Origin of the sequence: Paenibacillus sp. FSL R7-0345 (assembly GCF_038595055.1) — a bacterium.
Lineage (GTDB): Bacteria > Bacillota > Bacilli > Paenibacillales > Paenibacillaceae > Paenibacillus_AQ.
Window position 1 is genome coordinate 4,523,821 of record NZ_CP152002.1, and the last position, 18,660, is coordinate 4,542,480.

The window sequence follows — 18,660 nt, forward strand, 5'->3', positions numbered from 1 at the left end:
GTGATGTATTACTATATTTGATATATCGTATTATCCATTAACGGTAACGCCCTACCACAGCTCGTCCATTCCGCCGCGCCGCGCTGCTTCGAGCCTGCGGCGTACAGCAGCCTTAAGCGGGTCTTCAGGCACAGTAACGCTCAGATCCTTCCACACGGCCGTCTGGCAGGCCAGACGTATCCCCTGCTCCAGCAGGCTGCCCAGCTTGCGGCTCTCCGCCTCATCCGGCGGACGTACTGCATCCTTACTGTCCTGGCTGACTGTAACCTTACACATCAGACAGGCTGCTTTGCCGTCGCAGCGTGTAGGGATCACAACACCGGCTTTGCGTGCTGCCTCCAGCAGCGTCGTGCCTTGCTTGACTACAGCCCTGCGTTCATCCGGCTGAAACGTAACCGTAATTCCTTTTTGCGATTTCATCGTGCAGTATCCTTCCTGATTTCTGTTTCCGGCAACTGGCCCAGCAGGCCGTACAGCTCCGCGCGGCAGGACGGGCCGAGCCCGTTTCGTTCAGCCAGCTGATCCAGCAGTGCTGCATGCAGCGGCAGGCTGCTGTGCATTCTACCGGCAATGGCCCGGCAGCGTTCGGTTCTGCCCCGCAGCATGTTAAACAGCAGCTCATGAGCCAGCGGCATCAGCCGGATCAGGCTGACGCCGCTGATCCCGCTGACAGGGGCATGGCCGAGCAGCGAATGTACATCCACGGTGTAACCATACGGCGGAATGCCGATCCGGAACCCGCAGACCAGCTCCACCTTGATTCCTTTTACTATATATCGGCTCCTTCTGGAGTAGCAATTGCTGCTGTAATCCTCCTCAGGGCCATCGCCCTCCGAATAACCGCTGAGTGCCCTATGCAGCACTTCAGCATCCTCCAGATCAGCGTAAAGATCAATATCTACAGGAGGCTTGCTTAATAGAACACCCTGCAGCAGCAGACCGCAGCTCCCGCCCAGCAGCCAGACTGGCGGCTTCTCCATCCAGCTTAGATCAAGGGCCTCCGCAACCTTTAATACGGCTGTCCCCTGTATGTATGACATTTCCGTCCCTGCCATCTGCACACGCCCCATTCTGAGAAATCGTCAAACGATAATCCAGAAATACATCTGACTGAGCCAGGCTGTAAATGCTTACATAATTGAAGCCGCTCCGCTGAGCAAACCGATCAGCATGATGACAAAAGCAATGATCGATAATAACGCTCTGAGCAGGCCCTTCGTCCTGCTGCGGGCAAATGTGATCAGAAATACGGATACCCCCATAATCAGTATCGCAATCAGCGACAACCACATCTTAGTCATCGGGTCCATAGCCACTCCGCCTCCTGCCGATTATATTGAATTGCAAATATTATAGCATGAACTATAAACCGCGAAAGCTAAAAAGTGTTATCAGCAGAAAAAAAGAGCAAAAAAACCGGAATCTGTTAGATACCGGTTCTTTGCTCCTTGATTGACAAAGAGGGCAAGCTATTTTTTCATCAGCATTTTCATTAAAGACTCCATTGTACCGGAATTTGTGCCGCCTTTTTTGACCGCATTTACAATTTCCTGCACAGTAGCTTCAGTGACCGGCACTTTTGCCATTGCTGATACCTGCTTGATCAACTGGCGGAGCTGGGCTTCATTCTGCGTCGTTCCCGGCTTCACTGTACTTGCCAGTTTTTTGACTGCGCCAGGTGTTATATTCTTGCCAGTCTTTTTGTTGATGGCATTCAGGGCATCCTTGGAAAAATCTCTGTTCACTCTTCTTCCCTCCTCCGTCAATCCCCACTACAACATATGAGAATCTCCGGCAAAAGGTGAACATTCTCAGGAATGCCACTGCTCCCATGTTTCCTGTGAAATAGCTTCCATCTCCGTTTTACGGTCACGGCCCATCAAGGCTTCCACTGCATTACGGGGTGTTCTGCCCTTGAACAGCACATGATAGATCTGATCCGTTATCGGCATCTGTACGCCCAAATTGACAGCAATGGCGTAAGCGGCCTCAGTTGTCCTGATTCCTTCAACCACCATGCCCATGGATTCCAGTACCTCCGCGAGCGGCTTGCCCTGTCCCAGCATCGATCCGGCCCGCCAGTTACGGCTGTGCTGGCTCGTTGCTGTCACCACGAGATCGCCGAGCCCGGCCAGACCGGAGAAGGTCAGCGGATTGGCGCCGAGCTCGACCCCGACACGGGAAATCTCGGCGAGCCCGCGGGTGAGTAGTGCTGCCTTGGCATTATCACCGAAGCCCAGACCATCGGATAATCCTGCCCCCAGGGCGATAATATTCTTCAGCGCTCCCGCCAGCTCGACACCAAGTTGATCGCGGTTGGTATACACCCGGAAATCGTTGTTGATGAACAGTCCCTGTGCAGTGACAGCGCGCGCTTCATCCGCAGAAGCGACAACAACCGTTGTCGGACACAGCCGGACGACCTCCTCGGCATGGCTCGGTCCCGAGAGGACAACAACCTCACCCTCCCTGCAGCCGAGCTCCTCGGAAATAACGGTGGACATCCGTTTCATCGTCTCCGTCTCGAAGCCTTTGGTGGCATGGATGCAGAGCATATCATCCTTCCAGTAAGGCTTCAGGCTGCGCGCAACCTGCCGCATACCGGAGGAGGGCGAGACGATGACTACCGCCTTGGAGCCGGCAACCGCCTGTTCCATATCCGTAGTGGCGATGATGTTCTCAGGCAGGCTTATGCCCGGCAAAAAGTGTTCATTTGTATGGTGTTCATTAATCTCGGCAGCTTGTTCGGGCCTGCGTGTCCATAGATAAACTTCCTTGTGGTTAGCCGCCAGCACAGAGGCCAGCGCAGTTCCCCAACTGCCTGCGACCAGCACGGTTACTTTATCAGACAACACGATTCCCCTCCTTGGCCTTAGAGCCGATTTTGTTCTCTCTTCCCTGTGAGAGCTTCACGATGTTGCTGCGGTGCCTCCAGAAGGCAAAAACTGCGATAATCAGACTGCCCCACAGCTCCGGCGATGTATAATCAGCGAACAGCAAGAATACGGGAGTGAGCGCGACAAAAATAAGCGAGCCGAGTGATACATAGCGGGTGATGACGATAGCCGCAATGGCAAGAACGCCCGCAGCCAGCGCGGGCCAGAAGAACAGTGTCGCCATGACGCCGATCGCCGTAGCAATCCCCTTGCCTCCGCGGAAGTGGAAATACACCGGCCAGTTATGACCGATAATCGCCGCAATCCCGCAGATGACCGCAACCCAGCTTCCCCAGCCGCCGGCCCATGTTCCCAGCCAGACTGCGCCGATGCCCTTCAGCACGTCCAGAACCAGCACGAGAATCGCCGGTCCTTTTCCAAGCACTCTCAGCGTATTGGTCGCTCCGGCATTCCCGCTGCCATATTGGCGGATATCAATCCCCTTAAGCAGACGGGCAAGTAATACGCTGAAGCTGACAGAGCCAAGCAAATAGCTTACTAGGATAACCAGAAGTTCAAACGCCACTACTCTTCTCCCCTAACCTTCGTTATCAGATTTACGCCGCGTAAAGAGACGGATCGGTGTGCCTTCAAAATTGAACGCTGCACGGATTTTGTTCTCCAGATAACGCTCGTAGGAGAAGTGCATCAGCGACGGATCATTTACGAACACCACAATCGTCGGCGGCTTCACGGCAACCTGGGTTACGTAGTTAATACGCAGACGGCGTCCTTTATCGGTAGGCGGCGGATTAATAGCCACGGCATCGGATACTACATCGTTAACCAGATGGGTGGTAATCCGCAGAGCATGCTGCTGCGCAACATGCTGCACGACCGGCAGCAGCTTCTGCAGGCGCTGTTTCGTTAATGCTGACAGGAATACAACCGGCGCATAGGTCATGAACAGGAAGTGATCGCGGATTGTATTTTCAAAATTCTGCATCGTCTTGTCGTCTTTCTCCACAACATCCCACTTGTTTACGACAAAGATAGAAGCTTTACCCGCATCATGGGCATAACCGGCAATGTGCTTATCCTGATCGATGATGCCTTCCTGGCCGTTAATGACAACCAGTACAACATCCGCCCGCTCTATAGCACGCATTGCCCGCATAACACTGTATTTCTCCGTACTTTCATAGACCTTTCCGCGCTTACGCATACCTGCTGTATCGATCAGGACATACTTCTGGCCATCCCGCTCAAAAGGAGTATCAATTGCATCGCGAGTGGTTCCCGCTACATCACTGACAATAACGCGTTCTTCACCAAGAATGGCATTCACCAAAGAGGATTTGCCCACGTTTGGACGTCCAATCAGCGCTACACGGATAACATCTTCATCGTATTCTTCATCGGCTTTGTCCGGCAGCTTCTCAACAACCGCATCCAGCAGATCGCCGACACCTGTACCGTGGCTGCCGGAAATTCCGATCGGATCGCCGATACCGAGGCCGTAGAATTCGTAAATATCTTCTGCACGCTTCATATTATCCACTTTATTAATCGCCAGTACGATCGGCTTGCCGGACCGGAACAGAATCTGAGCTACCTCTTCGTCCGCATTTGTAAGTCCGCTCTTGGCCTCACACATGAAAATAATGACATCTGCTTCCTCAATCGCCAGCTCCGCCTGAACCCGGATGGATCTCAGGATGAAATCCTCTCCATCGACCTCAATCCCTCCGGTATCAATCACGCTGAAGGATTTACCGTTCCAATCGGAAATACCGTAAATCCGGTCACGGGTAATTCCCGGTTTATCTTCTACAATGGCCAGTTTATCACCAATCAGCCTGTTAAAAATCGTCGACTTTCCGACGTTAGGCCTGCCTACTATGGCCACAACGGGTCTTGCCATAATCCATTCCTCCTGTCTTCCTTACGTCTCTCATCATAGCAAAAAACATTACAATTGGCTAACTGCCTTGAAAACACAATCGGCGAACCCTCAAATGAGGGCTCGCCGATTACTTTACCCGGTATGACACCACATATAAGAGGACATAAGTCGCCTTATGCAGCATTCTTAGATTGCGGTGCAAAGCTTAATTTAAGGGATTAGTTATTGCCCTTGAATTTATCAAGCTTGTCTCCGAAACGCTCAGCCAATGTGAAGCTGAGGCCTTCGTTGCTAAGCGATACGTTAGGATTGTTCAGCACTTCTTTAGGAGCTCTGTCCTGTCTCTCTCTGCGTTCAGGTCTAGCCGTAGGAGCCGGAGCTTCTTCGGTTTCCTTGATGCTGAGGCTAACACGTTTCTCGGATGGATTGAAGTCCAGAACCTTAACCTGAACCTCTTGTCCTTCTTTAAGCACCTCGTGTGGAGTACCAATGTGCTTGTGGGAAATTTGCGAGATGTGCACAAGGCCTTCTACTCCTGGAAGCAGCTCAACAAATGCGCCGAAGTTTACAAGGCGTTTAACTTCGCCTGTTACTACATCGCCAATGTTGATTTTGCCTGCAGCGGAATCCCAAGGACCTGGAGCAGCAGCTTTGATGCTGAGGCTGATTTTGCCTTTTTCCGGATCAACTTTAAGTACTTTAACAGTAACTTTGTCGCCTTCGGATACAACATCGGATGGTTTCTCAACATGGTTCCAAGCGATCTCGGAAACGTGAACCAGACCGTCAACGCCGCCCACATCAACAAATGCGCCGAATTGGGTCAGACGTTGTACTGTACCTTCGATGACCTGTCCTTCAGTCAGCTCGGACATGATCTTCTGTTTGTTAGCTTCGAATTCTTCTTCCAGCACTTCTTTGGCGGAAAGAATAACCTTGCTGTTCTCACGGTCAAGTTCTTTCACTTTTACGCGAAGTGTGCGGCCTTTATAGTCGCTGAAATCTTCTACGAAGTGACGTTCAACCATGGAAGCAGGAATAAATCCGCGCGCGCCGACATCAGCTACGAGACCGCCTTTGACAACGTCAGCCACAGTAACTTCGAACGCTTCCTGGGAAGCAAAGTACTTCTCAAGATCTTCCCATGATTTTTCGCTGTCAATGGCACGTTTGGAGAGCACAAGGCTTTCCTTGTTGTCGTTGACGCTTACTACTTTGCACTCCACTTCTTGTCCAACTTCTACCGCTGCAGCAGCGTTGTCAAGCTGTACGGAAGAAAGTTCGCGAATCGGAATCACACCGTCGTATTTATATCCAATGCTTACATAAGCTTGGTTATCTTCGATTTTGACGATTGTTCCTTTCACGGTATCGCCTTTTTTCACAGAAATGATTTCCAAACCTTCTTGGCTAGTCACTTCTTCTTCGTTGCTGGCAACAGGTGCAGCGGTTTCCACAGCTTCTGTCGCTTCTACGGCTTCGTTGTTCTCAACATTAGCCGCAGCTTCCTGATTTTTAATTTCTTCAGACATGTGATTACCCTCCTCGATTCAAAACCCCATTTATTTAAACCCGCGTAAGAGCAGGGTTCAAAACAATCACTACCTGTATAACATTTACAGTATTAAAATAGTATGTGCCAAAAAATAGCGGTTATGCCGTTATCCTTAAGCAACTGTAAAAACCTTAAATTTACCGGAATTATCTTACGCTGGGCTTGCCGGTCTTGATCATCTCATGAATCCGTCCCATAATGACATCGGTAACTTCTTCAAGAGAATCACTTCCCGCTCCGTCAAAGGCACTCAGATCAATAGGCTCTCCGTAAATAACGGTCATCCGGCGGAACGGCTTGTAGGAACCGATAATAGCGGCCGGGACAACTGCTGCCCCGCTGCGGAGCGCAAAGCTTGCCGCACCCTTCTTCGCTACTCCTGTATCGGAGTTGCGTGTTCCTTCCGGAAAGATACCCATAATATGTCCGCCGCGAAGCGTATTAAGGGCCGTTTTAATGGATTCTTTGCTTACGCCGCCACGTTTGACAGGGAAAGCGCCCAGCTTCCCGATAAGCCAGCCCAGCACCGGAACTGTAAACAGCTCGGCCTTGGCCATATACTTGACCTGTCGTTTCAGCTTGATCCCGATCGTAATCGGATCGAGCAGGCTGATGTGGTTCGCGCAGAGCAGTACCCCGCCCTCCTTTGGCACATTTTCTTTTCCCACAATTCTAAGCGGGAACAGGATGGCATAAATCAAGCGAAGCAATCCACGGCAAATTACATAAATCATGAATGATTTCTCTCCCCGTCAACATGAGATCTGCAGTGGGAGACAATGGCTTCCACGGCTTGATTGATATCCATAAAGGTCGTGTCCAGAAGAATAGCATCCTCTGCACGGCGCAGCGGTGAGATTTCCCGCCCTTCATCAAGACGGTCACGCGCCGCAATATCGTGTTCAAGCTGCTCGAGTGTCACTGTTTCCGTATCCTTCAGCTCTTTGTAACGCCGGAGAGCCCGTTCCTCCACACTTGCCGTCATGAAAATCTTCACTTCGGCATCCGGCAGTACGGTCGTACCGATGTCACGGCCGTCCATGACTACCCCCTTGCGGAGTGCCATCTGACGCTGCAGATGACTAAGTCTGGCGCGTACCCCTTCAAGCTTGGAGTACTGCGACACCTGGCCGCTGACCTGCAGACTGCGGATATGCGGGGTTACGTCTTCCCCACCCAGCAGCACCTTCTGCACATCCTCCTCCGGAATAAGCTCAATCACCAGGTCCCGGACAATCCGGTCCACCTGACTCTCATCCTCGGGCGGTATGCCTTCACGGAGCATATACCAGGTAATTGCACGGTACATGGCACCGGTATCAACATAAATGTAAGAAAGCTTGTTTGCTACCAATCGGGCAACAGTGCTCTTACCTGCCCCGGCAGGTCCGTCAATGGCGACGTTAATTCTGTCGTAAGTATGTGTACCCTGCCTGTCCAACGGGGCATTCCTCCTCAAACACTCTTTCAGCCGTAAATAAGGCTGGCTGCAAATTCCCGAGGAACCTGCTATATTATCAAGAAAAAAGCAGGCATTGCCTGCGACTTATAAAATTATACCACAGTTTGGAACGCAGTGCAAAACAGCATAATGCGATAATCATCTAAATTTATATGAAAAAATGTTCAGCGGTTGCGGAAATCGAACTGCCGTTCGAAACAATAGCGGATAATTTTTTGCCGTTCGGTATCTGAAATCGACGAGAACTTCAGCATGATCAGGTTGCGGCTGTTGTCAAGCTGCTTCATCCTTACAATCTCCGCCTCAAAATAAGCGTGCTCTATACTGCCGTTGCGGTATGGCAGAAGAATCCAGCAGCTCAGCTTGTCGGCCACCGCAAACTTAACCTTGCCGTCGCTGAGAAAAGAAGTCCCTCCTCCGCCGACATCATCAGTACGGACAAGAACCCGGCTGCCCAGCGCATCCTTGACGGCCAGCTCCAGCTCAGCGCTAACCCGCAAAAAGCTGCGGCGCTGAATTTTGAAGATATCCTCCTCTTCCGGCTTGCGGATTTTGATCATCCGGATCACGTCTTCTTTAAACCCGATCACATGGGTATTGAAATAATTTTTGATGCCGCCTTCAGTCAGAAAATAAACGGAGAGCTCATCCCCCATATACAGCTTTTTCAGCCGGGCTTTCCCGATCTGCATCGGAATTTCAATCAGAATCGCATCATCCTCGATGTCGGCAATTCTGGATCTGTATTCGATCTCAGCTTCCGCGGCATCGCTTGAAGCTACCTGTATGTAAAGATGCTCATTAATTTTGGGATACAATCCGGTCACCGCCACAGAGTTAGTAATTAATCACATTACCGATTATAGCATGGCCTTTTGGCACCGGGTTAGTAAAAGTTACAGAGAAAACAGCTAAATGTCCAGCCGCAAAAAAGAAGGAGGGCTCCCCGCGGAAGCCCTCCTCACTTATTTTATTTATCCTGTGCTCCGGAGGAGGTACGCACCTCTTCCACCGCTTCTTCGTTCCCGTCGGCGGCATTCAGGTAAATCCGGTACTGGGAACCGTTGATTTTGCCCCCGAATTCATAAGTCAGCAGTTCCACCGAATCTTCATTCTCGATCCAGGCAAGCCGGTGGTACAGCTCCCGGAACTCAGGATTCAGATGCGTTCTCGCCTCTGCAAGAGATAAGCCGGGCTTAGGAATCTCCCGCTTGTCCTCATGCTCCTTGGCATAATCGCTGGCCTGAAACCCTGTCGGCTCACCGGTGTCCAGCCCGACGCGGACCGTTATTTTCTCCGGATAGACCAGCACTCCATCCTGGCTGCCCACAAAAGTCAGGTTGCCGAGGTTATCGTATCTGTCAGCGCTGACTGCAGTCATGCCGGGGTACCCCTTTTTGTCCAAAAACTCGCCCGCCTTAACCACTGCCTGTCCAAGGGATACTTTCGCTGCGCCAACCTCCCGGTTATCGTTGTAGCCGATCAGCAATCCGCCCTCTTTGGTGAAATTCATGGTGATAGGCTGCTTATGGCCTGGGCTGGTCACTGTCGCGGTATAGGATGCCCATTCGGTTCCTTTCCCGTTCTCGCGGATTTCCACCTGCCCGTTGCCGCTGATGCCTGCAAGCTTCAATGCCTTGGCCTTGATTTCCTCTGCACTGACCGGCTTGCCGCCGAGCTTCTTCACAGAGCGCTTGTCATAGATACTTGCAACAGAAGGGCCCCAGTCAAGCTCGGGATATGCGGCAACCCGTTTGTCTACGGTCTTGAACCCGTCAATAATCGTATTATCCTCAGCCTTCTCCTCGGTGGCCAGCGCTGTCTCAACATCCATCCAACGCAGCTTTTTGCCGATTACCTTCTGCTGCACCTCCTGCAGATCCTTAGAGATCTCACCGGAGTTTTTGTAGAGGGCCATGAGGTTGGCCATTTCTCCTTCAGTCAAAGGCTTTTTGGTGAAATCACGCACAGCAGCTTTGTATGAAAAGTTGGAGATTTTGGACAGAAACTCCTCGGTTTCACTGAACGGCAGCAGCGTAAGCGGCAGCTGGTTGATTTCATTCTGCGCCTCGCTTGTAAGCCGCCACACATTGACCAGACCTTTGCGGTGCATTCCGTTAGATGCTGAATTTACGGCGAGAGTATTCCCCAGTTCACCATGAAGCCGCTCCACGTGATAAGACAAATCATGAAACGCACGCTGGTACTGGTTTTCCGCCTTGATCAGAATCGAATTTTTCTCCTGGTTCTCCTGATACCCCCAGACCAGCGCTCCAATTAGCAGCAGCGCGGTAAGCGGGAACATTATGGCACTTAATCTTCTGTACATAGGGCTGCAAGACTCCTTTCAGTAGCTTATTGCCGTTAGTTTGACAATAACTGAGAAGAGTTATGCACCCGAAGGGCCCGCAAAAAAAAGAGAATACTTCCAGAGCAGCAGGGTCAGGCCCGCTCCTCAATATCAAAGCCGCTGTTGCTGCTGCACAGGCACTGTTTGAAGCCGGTCTGGACAACCCCTTGTTCCTTGCTGCCTCTCAATATGTAGGATTCGCCACACTGTCTGCAAACAATCCGGACTTTTACACGCAAAAAAGACACCTCTCTCCTCTCTGGAATCCTTGTCAGGAACTTTCCTCGTAGATTTAAGTGTGTCCATCTCTTTTAAAGGTTAACCTCTTCTTCACGTTTCAGAAAACGGAAGGGTGAGCGGCTGTTGGCCAGCGCCACTTTCCCCATGCCTCCATACCACAATACCGCCATCAAAGGCACGATGAACCAGATCCAGTAGTTCGCCGTTGTACTGAGTATGAAATCATAGATTCCATGCCACAGCCAAGGCAGCAGCAGTGAGACCAGCAGGATGCCTCTTGTCCGGGTTCCTTTTGTGAACTTGGCCCGGCCCATGTGATAGCCCATAATAACACCAAACATCGCATGACCCGAGACCGGAAGCAGCGCCCTGATAAACATGGAGCCAAGCGAAGCATGGCTGTACCAGGCATACATCACATTCTCAATTGTTGCAAAGCCGAGCGAGATCGCTACAGCATATAGTATTCCATCATAAGGCTCGTCAAATTCGGTATGATTGTAGATCATATGGTACAGCACAAACCACTTCAGGCACTCCTCGACTCCCGCAGAAATCAGGAAAGAATCCACGTATGCTCCGCCGCCAAGCCCCAGTACCATGCCCCGCTGAATAATCATAACCGGAAAAACAATCAGCAGCCCGAGCAAAAATACCTTGAGGACCATATGCAGCGGTTCCTGGTCATACTTGTCTTTCAAATAGAAAAAAGTCAGCAGTGCAAGTCCAGGTGCTACTGCCGACGTAATAACCGATAACAAAAGCACCCAACTTTCCTCCCCCGAAACTTTCTCCCCAGCACATCTTCACAAAAGGGGCCCGGCTAATGCCCAGGCCCGCTTCCGCTCTTTATTCCTGGCGTTTGAAATGAGTGCACAACAGCCCTATAGCATTCTCAGCCATTACCGTCTTCCCGTATTCGTCCAATACAGCTTCCGTTACCGGGGAAGAATCCCCGAACTCGGACAATACGGCAATCAGTCCCGTAAGCACAGATTCCTCATATTCCTTTGGATCGAAATAGAGATACCATTTATCATTATAAGAATACAGCTTTCCTTGGGAAGTAATATTGCCGATGAGTACATGTGCCGCTTCGACCAGAATCTCAAAATCGCGGAATGCATACACAATGGAGTCGCTTTGTTCTAGTGTAACTTCCATTTCGTAAATCTCTTCAGGCATTTCTTCTTCCCCGGCTCCACCGTATTGATGGTGATCATATTTTCCCCGGGTCACAATAACGACCATACCTTGCGCAGGCAATGCGAACACTTCAACGGCAAGCGGACCGGTAGCGTCAAAACCTAATTCACTGTAAGCCTGGTCCATCATTTCCGTGAAAAGGTCATGCACCTTGGGAACCTCCTGCCACATATCTTCCTTCTGGATGCCCCGCTCGCTCAGGTCGTCAAAAGTGAGGAAAATCCGTATCTTATCTTGACCTAATCGCTCTATTCTCATGACAGGATCCTCCTTTTGCAAGCTCATTTAATATTAATGTATGATGAGTCCCGAGTAATGAGCCAAAAATGGTTACTATGTAAGTATGTTATCATTTTGGCGCATTAATTGCACGCAAATAAATATATTTAATCATTCATTACCACTATACCTCATTTTTGAACAAAAAAAGAATCATTCTGCGGATGGAATCATCCCCAAAATGATTCTTAGCTGCTGCCTTGCGGTTACAAACCCGGTATGACTGTATGCGTATCCTTTAGAATCTGCTCCACTTCATGTTTTACATCGGGATTTGTACGGATAAAATCCTTCAGCATGTTCAGGTTGGATTCCTTGGACTGTAGCGCCGTGTCGTCTTTAAGCGCGGACTGTCCTGCTGTCTTATGCTCCGGTTTGTCTGCTTGGTCATGTGATCCGTCCGCTGCCGTGCTGCCAAACCCGGTCATCGCCATGCCCACAATTTTGTCCCGCGCCTTTTCCCCGGCCCCCTGGAACTGGCCGCCCGGCTGCATGAGCGAGGACATCATGGCACTGCGCTTTTTGGACATAATCATACTGGCGGCTGCACCAAGCACTACTCCGCACAGAAATGACGAAGTATTCATATCTCTAACCTCCTTGTATGGTAAAATCATGCTTAGTGTTCGCGGAAAGATTACGGCTCATACAGCCAAACAACAAGAAAGCGAGATGAAAAAAGTGGGTAAAGCAATTTCAGCACTGCTGCTGGCAGCTCTGCTGCTGTCAGCCTGCAGCAGCGGCAACAACAACGGAGACCTTGCACAGGGCAGCACTGCAGCTCCGGCAGCAACAACAGAGGCGTCAGCCCTGCCGGCATCCGATGCCGCAAGCACCACGGCGCCCGCCGCAACCCCAAGTCCGGCAACGGCGGAGGGAGCGGAAGCAACCGGCACACCGGCGGCTCAGTCAACCAGTACAGCCATTCCTCCAAGCAGTGAAGCGGCGGCTGCCGAAATTCCGCTGCTGTACCATATGAACAAAAATTACGATATTGTCCCCAATGTGGAAGGCACGAACAAAAAGGTTGTCCTGCTGACATTTGATGACGGCCCCAAAGAAGCGGAAATGATCAACGCGTTGATGGATACGCTGGACAAGCACCAGGCTAAAGCCATCTTTTTTGTTAACGGTTACCGGGTGAAGGAGCATCCCGAGCTGCTGGAGCTGCTGCATGAACGCGGCGGCATTATCGGCAATCACAGCTGGGACCATATTGTGCTCAAAGATAAGAGTTTAGGAGAAGTGCAAAAACAAATCGGGGATGTCCAGACCATCGTCAAGGATATTACCGGAGAAGCTCCTGTATTCTTCCGTCCGCCGCATGGTGCAGGCGGAGATGTCGGCAAGCAGGTAGCCGCCGAGAACGGCATGCTCTACATGACCTGGTCTGTCGGCTCACTGGACTGGGAGATGAAGGAAAAGGACACAGCAAAAACAGAAACATTAATCAAGAATGTGACCGATCAGCTCCACTCCGGGAGCAACATCCTGATGCATGAGTTGCCCTGGACAGTCGAGGCACTCGACACGCTGCTGACCACGCTTGAAGGCAAAGGCTACAGCTTTGTCGATCCGCGCAGCATCGAACTGAAGATGCGCTGAGCACAAAATACTCATATGTTTCCATAAAAAGGGACCCCTGGCACTATTGCCAGGGGCCCCTTTTTTACGTTTACATTAATATCATACATATAGCTTTATCCAGATAATGCAGGTGCGGGCTTTTTTAGGCGCCGCCTCTGCCGCTGTCTTCGCCCCGGCGCAGGGTAAGCACATGAATTTCTGCCGGACTCCGCCACCGCAGCGGAAGATGTGCGGTGCCAAAGCCCCGGCTGATCAGCAGCCTGGCCTCTTCTCCGCTGCCGTCTTTCCTTGGGATGCTGAACTTGCCGGCATTGTATCTGCGGTAGAACGGATCAGCATGCATCTGCAGGCCGAACGGGAGCACAACCTGGCCGCCGTGGGTATGGCCGGCAAGAATCAGGTCGCAGGGAACGGTATCCTGACTGGTGAGCCACAACGGGTCATGTACAAGGATGATCCGGCATAACTGAGTTTGCCGGGAAGGTACAGCCGGTAAAGGGGCATACCCCTTCTTGCCTCCCTGCCGTGGGAAATCAACTCCTGTCAGCACCAGCTTCTGCCCATTATGCTCAATAAAGACATTTTCGTTGATGAGCAGTCTTGCTCCGCTCGCCCGGATGACATTATCCGCCAGGTTAGTCTTTGCCTTGTAATCATGATTGCCGTGGACCGCGTAGACCGGGGCCAGGGAGGACACAAGCTTCATATTATCTGCAAGCCTGGACAGCGGATTGCCCTTTTCTGTCATATCGCCGCCAAGGAAGACTGCGTCAATCTTCCCGGCCAGCGGTGCAAGCAGTGCTTCAGGAAGCCGCCGGCGGTGGATGTCGGTAATAAACAGGATACGGAAGCCGTCAAATTCCGCCGGCAAGGCTTCCAGGGATATTTCCTCGGCAATAATGTTGCGTCCAAAGGCGGAGAACACCATGATTATCCCCAGAATAAACAGCCCAAGCAGAAGGGCTGCGGCTGCACCGAGAACCCAGGCGGTTACCATAACGTCCTCAGATCAGGGGCGTCTTCGATCCCCCACCAGACAAGGAAACCCAGCAGCAGGATAAACAGCACACTCAAGGTGTTGACAAATATTTTGCTCCAACGGACACGCTCGGAGGAATAGCTCTCGGAACGGGAAGGTGTCTCCCCATCCTGGGCGGTGTTCAGCTGCTGTGAATCTGTTTTTGCGGAGCCCTTTGCCGCATATCTTGCTTTTCTGGATAGGCCTCCTGACGCTTTGACACCTTGTTCCTGGTAAACTTCAGTTGTTGCGGTTGCGCGGACCGGTTGCGCTTTACTGGCTCCTGCCGGCGGCCGGCTTTGGCGGTCTGCAGACTTGCGGCGGGATTTAACCCTGCTTAATTCTTCGTTCATGACTCCCTCCTGTAGCGGATGATCAGACCGGAGAACAAATCGATCAGAAAATGGCACAGGATCGGTGCCCATAATGTTCCGGTATGAATGTAAATATAGCCAAGCCCGTAGCTGCTGAGAAACACCCAGGCGGTCGGAATCCAGTGGCGGAGATAACGCACATGAATGACTGCGAACAGAATACTCGTCCAGTAAGGACCGAAAGTATGCTGTATGGCACCGCGGAACAGCAGCTCCTCGCACACGGCAACCATTGCCGCAATGATGATAATATGCCAGAACGGTCGGTTGCCGAACAGGAGCTCGTTTATCCCTCCGTCATCCATGCTGTCCTGCGGGACAATATGCGTTAACACAAAATCCACAACCAGCATAATACCCGCCAGTCCAAGGCCCCAGAGCACGAATTGTGCATTGTCCGGAAAATTTAATATGTCAATGGGATTTCTTTTCTGCAATAATATCCATATCAGACCGATAAATAAAGTAAGGCCCTGTGTAATATAGAGATTCAGCAGAAGCAGCTTGTCCGTCAGCTGCTGCGGATCGGCCTTTTTGATTTTGATGTTGCCAAATTTGAATTTTTTCATTGTAACCTGCCTGTTCTAATTTGTTTTTACATAAGATAATTTCCCCACAAGAAGGAGCACTAAATTATGAATAGCCGTAACTCCCGCACTCAAATGTTATACACACTAGGCTTTCTGTTTTTCCTGATCTGCGCATTTGCCGCATTTTTTACGGGAGTGAAGGTTGGAGCTGACAAGACCGAGGCGAAGTACGCCCACTTGAACGATGCTGAAGGGGCTGTGGAGGAATTTTCCGGGTCGTACCAGCAGCAGGATCTTGTTGCTTTCTATCATAACGTATTTTTGCCTTACCGGGAATTCAAGCGAAATTGGAATAACGAAGTGGATAATCTGGCCCGCAGCACGGATGCCCGCACAAACGCGGCAGCACTGAAGAATCTCAGTCTCCTGGCTGACAAACAGTATGATAAGGTCAGCAAGGATTCCCTGTTCACCAGTTCACCGCTGCTGTCCCAGTCCCAGCTGAATATCCTTAAAAGTCTGACGCTCTTCTCCCAGGCTTCAAGCAAGGTGACTGCGGGCACTTCAGGCTCCGAAACCGCCAAAGCGCTGAAGAATGACAATTTTACAGCAAGCGCCATCAAATTCGGGCTGCTGGCGCAGAAAGACTTCTATGATTCCATGCTTAAATGGGGCTCCAAAACGAGCAGCAGCATTCCTGCTGAGACAGGTGCGCTCAAGACAATGTCCTTTGTAACGTGGAAAAAGATGCCTCTCCTGCTCAAGAACGCAACGGTTGCAAATATCATGCTGAACCGCAAAATATACGGCGCGTACGATCCGCAGGATATTACAGCCAAAGTCGATGATATGATTTATTCCGGCACTGCTAGCTCGCTCGGCCTGAAGGACGTCCAGGCCTCCATCACGCTGCTCATCTCCACTGGCGCAGTGCAGGAGCAGGATTTCGTAAAGTGGCGCGAGCAGTATTACGGCAAGGAAATCGTGCCGCAGCTGCCGTTCTTTTATGAGTAGAACCAGCTATTGCATCATAACGAAAAACAAAGCTCACTTCAAGGCAAGCCGGCTAGAATAAGCCTATTGACACAGTTGGCATCACCATGTTACATTATGAAAAATTAATCAAGCAAAACCGATGAAGGAACAAAGATTCTGAAAGTCTACAGAGAGCCGGTGGATGGTGCAAACCGGTGGCGGACAGTGTTCTTTAGCGCTCCCGAGATATTGTATCGAACGAATAGTAGATGCAATCGGATCATCTCCGTTATCAGTGTGGCCTTCTAGGCCAATGAGGCTGCTTCTTTAACCGTTGCAGTGAATTAGGGTGGTACCACGACAACTCTCGTCCCTTACTACGGCAGTAGTATGGGGTTGGGAGTTTTTTTGTTACCCGGATTCCTAACAATTGGTCTAAAAGGCCCATATCCCGAGCTACGCGTACATCTGCATCCTCTTTCTTTTATGCGACAACGCGTTGCCCCGTTATTTCGGCAATGGTTGTCAGCCAGTTTGACCGCTTCCGGTACTGCGGCTGCCTTTCGAGGGCATCCTTAGGCATATTAAGCTTTTTAACTTTTAAGGGGGATAAGAAACCATGTTTAAAGTATTAGTGTCGGATCCGATCAGCGATTTGGGTATTCAGCAATTGATGGACGCAAGCGATGTAATTGTGGATAAGAAAACAGGACTGAGCGAAGACGAGCTGATTGCCATCATTGGCGAATATGACGGTCTGCTTGTCCGCAGCCAGACAACGGTTACTGACAAAATAATCGCTGCCGGCACCAACCTGAAGGTTATCGGCCGTGCCGGAGTCGGAGTTGACAACATCAAGCTGGAGGCGGCTACACAGCACGGTGTCGTAGTTATAAATGCTCCGGACGGAAACACCATCACTACCTGTGAGCATGCCTTTGCGATGATGATGGCTCTGGCCCGCCACATTCCGCAGGCTTATGCCAAGACCATCAACGGTGTCTGGGACCGCAAAACGTTCCTCGGCGTTGAACTGCGCGGCAAGACACTCGGTGTACTCGGCATGGGACGGATCGGCAGCGAGGTAGCCAAGCGTGCCAAAGCGTTCGGCATGGACATTCTCGCCTATGACCCGTTCCTGACAGCTGACCGTGCGGAAAAGCTGGAAGTGAAGCTGGCCTCCGTTGACGACATCGTGCGCGGTGCTGATTTCATTACTGTACACACTCCACTCACACCTGAAACACGGCACATGATCTCCCGTCCGCAGTTTGAGGTTATGAAAAAGGGCATGCGCATCGTAAACTGTGCCCGCGGCGGTGTTATTGATGAAATGGCGCTGGTTGAAGCGATTGACAGCGGCATCGTTGCCGGAGCTGCCTTTGACGTATTTGAGAAGGAGCCGCCGCAGGCTGATCACCCGTTCCTGTCGCATCCAAAAATCATTGTAACGCCGCATCTCGGCGCTTCGACTGTTGAGGCCCAGGAAAACGTGGCGATCGACGTATCGGAGCAGGTTCTGCATATCCTGCGCAACGAGCCGTTCATCAATGCCGTCAACATTCCGCCGGTTGCTCCGAGCGTAATGAACAAGCTTCAGCCGTACTTTACGCTCGGTGAGAAGCTGGGAAGCTTCGCAACACAGCTTACCCACGGCGCAATCAGCGAAATCAACGTCGAGTATGCCGGTGACCTCTCCGATGTGGATACCCAGCCGCTGACCCGTTATATTGTCAAAGGCGTGCTGTCCCGTCACTTCGCCGGCGATGTCAATATCGTCAATTCGATGCACCTGGCCAAAACCCGTGACGTGAACGTTGTCGTGACCAAGTCGCCTAAGACCAAAGGCTTCACGAACCTGATTACCGTTACACTGAAAGCCGATCCGGACGAAGTACGCCTGGTAGCCGGCACGCTGCTGCAGGGCTACGGTGAACGCATTGTCAAGGTAAACAACTTCCCGGTTGATATTGCGCCTGAAGGTCATCAGATTCTGATCTCCCACAACGATAAGCCGGGGATCATCGGTCTCGTCGGAACCCTGCTCGGCGAAAATGACGTCAACATCGCATCCATGCAGGTAGGCCGTAAAATTGTCGGCGGTGCCGCGATCATGCTGCTGACCGTAGATAAAGCGGTACCGCAGGATGTGCTGGTGAAGCTGGCCGGACTTCCGCAAATCAACACCGCTGAAGAAGTTATTCTGCTGTAGAAGAAACGGCTTATATCTATAAAATAATGCCCGTCCGGAACGTGCTCCTGTCAGCACTGTTCCGGACGGGCATTTTTACTAACCCGGTCT

At 51.2% G+C, this 18,660-nt stretch carries 21 protein-coding genes and 1 other annotated feature; of the genes, 3 read left to right on the forward strand and 18 right to left on the reverse strand.

The genetic code is table 11. The features are described 5' to 3' along the window. Positions 1–51: 51 nt before the first annotated feature. From NST84_RS19525 to NST84_RS19595, 15 genes are all read right to left on the reverse strand, one after another. Positions 52–420: a 2Fe-2S iron-sulfur cluster-binding protein gene (locus tag NST84_RS19525; protein WP_342561825.1), complete on the reverse strand. Its 369-nt coding sequence runs from the start codon at positions 418–420 to the stop codon at positions 52–54. Then, positions 417–1,040 carry a hypothetical protein gene (locus NST84_RS19530; protein WP_342561826.1) on the reverse strand — a complete coding sequence of 208 codons (624 nt, stop codon included), beginning with the start codon at positions 1,038–1,040 and terminating at the stop codon, positions 417–419. Before NST84_RS19530 ends, NST84_RS19525 begins: the two co-directional genes overlap by 4 nt. A gap of 90 nt (positions 1,041–1,130) precedes the next feature. Then, positions 1,131–1,310, reverse strand: a complete 180-nt coding sequence (locus NST84_RS19535; protein WP_342561827.1) for a DUF2768 family protein — start codon at positions 1,308–1,310, stop codon at positions 1,131–1,133. Between the two features lie 159 nt (positions 1,311–1,469). Continuing rightward, positions 1,470–1,745: a stage VI sporulation protein F gene (locus NST84_RS19540; RefSeq protein WP_342561828.1), complete on the reverse strand. Its 276-nt coding sequence runs from the start codon at positions 1,743–1,745 to the stop codon at positions 1,470–1,472. A 66-nt stretch (positions 1,746–1,811) separates the two neighbouring features. Next, positions 1,812–2,852, reverse strand: coding sequence for an NAD(P)H-dependent glycerol-3-phosphate dehydrogenase (locus NST84_RS19545; RefSeq protein ID WP_342561829.1), 1,041 nt, complete (start codon positions 2,850–2,852; stop codon positions 1,812–1,814). Continuing rightward, a complete protein-coding gene (plsY, locus tag NST84_RS19550; protein ID WP_342561830.1) occupies positions 2,845–3,462 on the reverse strand; it encodes a glycerol-3-phosphate 1-O-acyltransferase PlsY in 618 nt (205 codons plus the stop codon). The genes NST84_RS19545 and plsY overlap by 8 nt, the downstream gene beginning before the upstream one ends. Positions 3,463–3,474: 12 nt before the next feature. Further along, positions 3,475–4,800 carry a ribosome biogenesis GTPase Der gene (gene der / locus NST84_RS19555; protein ID WP_342561831.1) on the reverse strand — a complete coding sequence of 442 codons (1,326 nt, stop codon included), beginning with the start codon at positions 4,798–4,800 and terminating at the stop codon, positions 3,475–3,477. Positions 4,801–5,000: 200 nt separating this feature from the next. Beyond that, positions 5,001–6,314: a 30S ribosomal protein S1 gene (gene rpsA, locus NST84_RS19560; protein WP_342561832.1), complete on the reverse strand. Its 1,314-nt coding sequence runs from the start codon at positions 6,312–6,314 to the stop codon at positions 5,001–5,003. Positions 6,315–6,483: 169 nt separating this feature from the next. Then, a complete protein-coding gene (locus NST84_RS19565; RefSeq protein WP_342561833.1) occupies positions 6,484–7,071 on the reverse strand; it encodes a lysophospholipid acyltransferase family protein in 588 nt (195 codons plus the stop codon). Next, on the reverse strand, positions 7,068–7,778 hold the full coding sequence (gene cmk / locus NST84_RS19570; protein ID WP_342561834.1) for a (d)CMP kinase: 711 nt from the start codon (positions 7,776–7,778) through the stop codon (positions 7,068–7,070). The genes NST84_RS19565 and cmk overlap by 4 nt, the downstream gene beginning before the upstream one ends. A gap of 185 nt (positions 7,779–7,963) precedes the next feature. Next, a complete protein-coding gene (locus NST84_RS19575; protein ID WP_342561835.1) occupies positions 7,964–8,617 on the reverse strand; it encodes a flagellar brake domain-containing protein in 654 nt (217 codons plus the stop codon). 152 nt (positions 8,618–8,769) lie between these two features. Further along, a complete protein-coding gene (gene ypeB, locus NST84_RS19580) occupies positions 8,770–10,128 on the reverse strand; it encodes a germination protein YpeB (protein ID WP_342561836.1) in 1,359 nt (452 codons plus the stop codon). A gap of 332 nt (positions 10,129–10,460) precedes the next feature. Next, positions 10,461–11,156, reverse strand: a complete 696-nt coding sequence (gene prsW, locus NST84_RS19585; RefSeq protein WP_342561837.1) for a glutamic-type intramembrane protease PrsW — start codon at positions 11,154–11,156, stop codon at positions 10,461–10,463. An 82-nt stretch (positions 11,157–11,238) separates the two neighbouring features. After that, positions 11,239–11,853 carry a genetic competence negative regulator gene (locus tag NST84_RS19590; protein WP_342561838.1) on the reverse strand — a complete coding sequence of 205 codons (615 nt, stop codon included), beginning with the start codon at positions 11,851–11,853 and terminating at the stop codon, positions 11,239–11,241. A gap of 227 nt (positions 11,854–12,080) precedes the next feature. After that, complete coding sequence (locus NST84_RS19595; RefSeq protein ID WP_342561839.1) at positions 12,081–12,461, reverse strand: hypothetical protein; 381 nt, start codon at positions 12,459–12,461, stop codon at positions 12,081–12,083. A gap of 94 nt (positions 12,462–12,555) precedes the next feature. Here NST84_RS19595 and NST84_RS19600 point away from each other — a divergent pair, with 94 nt between their 5' ends. Further along, a complete protein-coding gene (locus NST84_RS19600) occupies positions 12,556–13,479 on the forward strand; it encodes a polysaccharide deacetylase family protein (RefSeq protein ID WP_342566475.1) in 924 nt (307 codons plus the stop codon). Positions 13,480–13,603: 124 nt separating this feature from the next. On the opposite strand, the gene NST84_RS19605 is transcribed toward NST84_RS19600, so the two are convergent. Genes NST84_RS19605 through NST84_RS19615 form a run of 3 tightly spaced genes read right to left on the reverse strand, consistent with a single transcriptional unit; the run spans position 13,604 to position 15,422 of the window. Then, a complete protein-coding gene (locus NST84_RS19605) occupies positions 13,604–14,458 on the reverse strand; it encodes a metallophosphoesterase (protein ID WP_342561840.1) in 855 nt (284 codons plus the stop codon). Next, a complete protein-coding gene (locus tag NST84_RS19610) occupies positions 14,452–14,832 on the reverse strand; it encodes a hypothetical protein (protein ID WP_342561841.1) in 381 nt (126 codons plus the stop codon). The genes NST84_RS19605 and NST84_RS19610 overlap by 7 nt, the downstream gene beginning before the upstream one ends. Beyond that, positions 14,829–15,422, reverse strand: coding sequence for a CPBP family intramembrane glutamic endopeptidase (locus tag NST84_RS19615; RefSeq protein ID WP_342561842.1), 594 nt, complete (start codon positions 15,420–15,422; stop codon positions 14,829–14,831). Before NST84_RS19615 ends, NST84_RS19610 begins: the two co-directional genes overlap by 4 nt. 66 nt (positions 15,423–15,488) lie before the next feature. Here NST84_RS19615 and NST84_RS19620 point away from each other — a divergent pair, with 66 nt between their 5' ends. Both NST84_RS19620 and serA read left to right on the forward strand, forming a co-directional pair. Further along, positions 15,489–16,397 (forward strand): hypothetical protein, encoded by a 909-nt coding sequence (locus NST84_RS19620; RefSeq protein WP_342561843.1) that lies wholly within the window; start codon positions 15,489–15,491, stop codon positions 16,395–16,397. 112 nt (positions 16,398–16,509) lie between these two features. Further along, positions 16,510–16,736: a binding site (T-box leader), on the forward strand. A 241-nt stretch (positions 16,737–16,977) separates the two neighbouring features. Continuing rightward, positions 16,978–18,570 (forward strand): phosphoglycerate dehydrogenase, encoded by a 1,593-nt coding sequence (gene serA, locus NST84_RS19625; RefSeq protein ID WP_342561844.1) that lies wholly within the window; start codon positions 16,978–16,980, stop codon positions 18,568–18,570. The last annotated feature ends 90 nt before the right edge of the window (positions 18,571–18,660 follow it).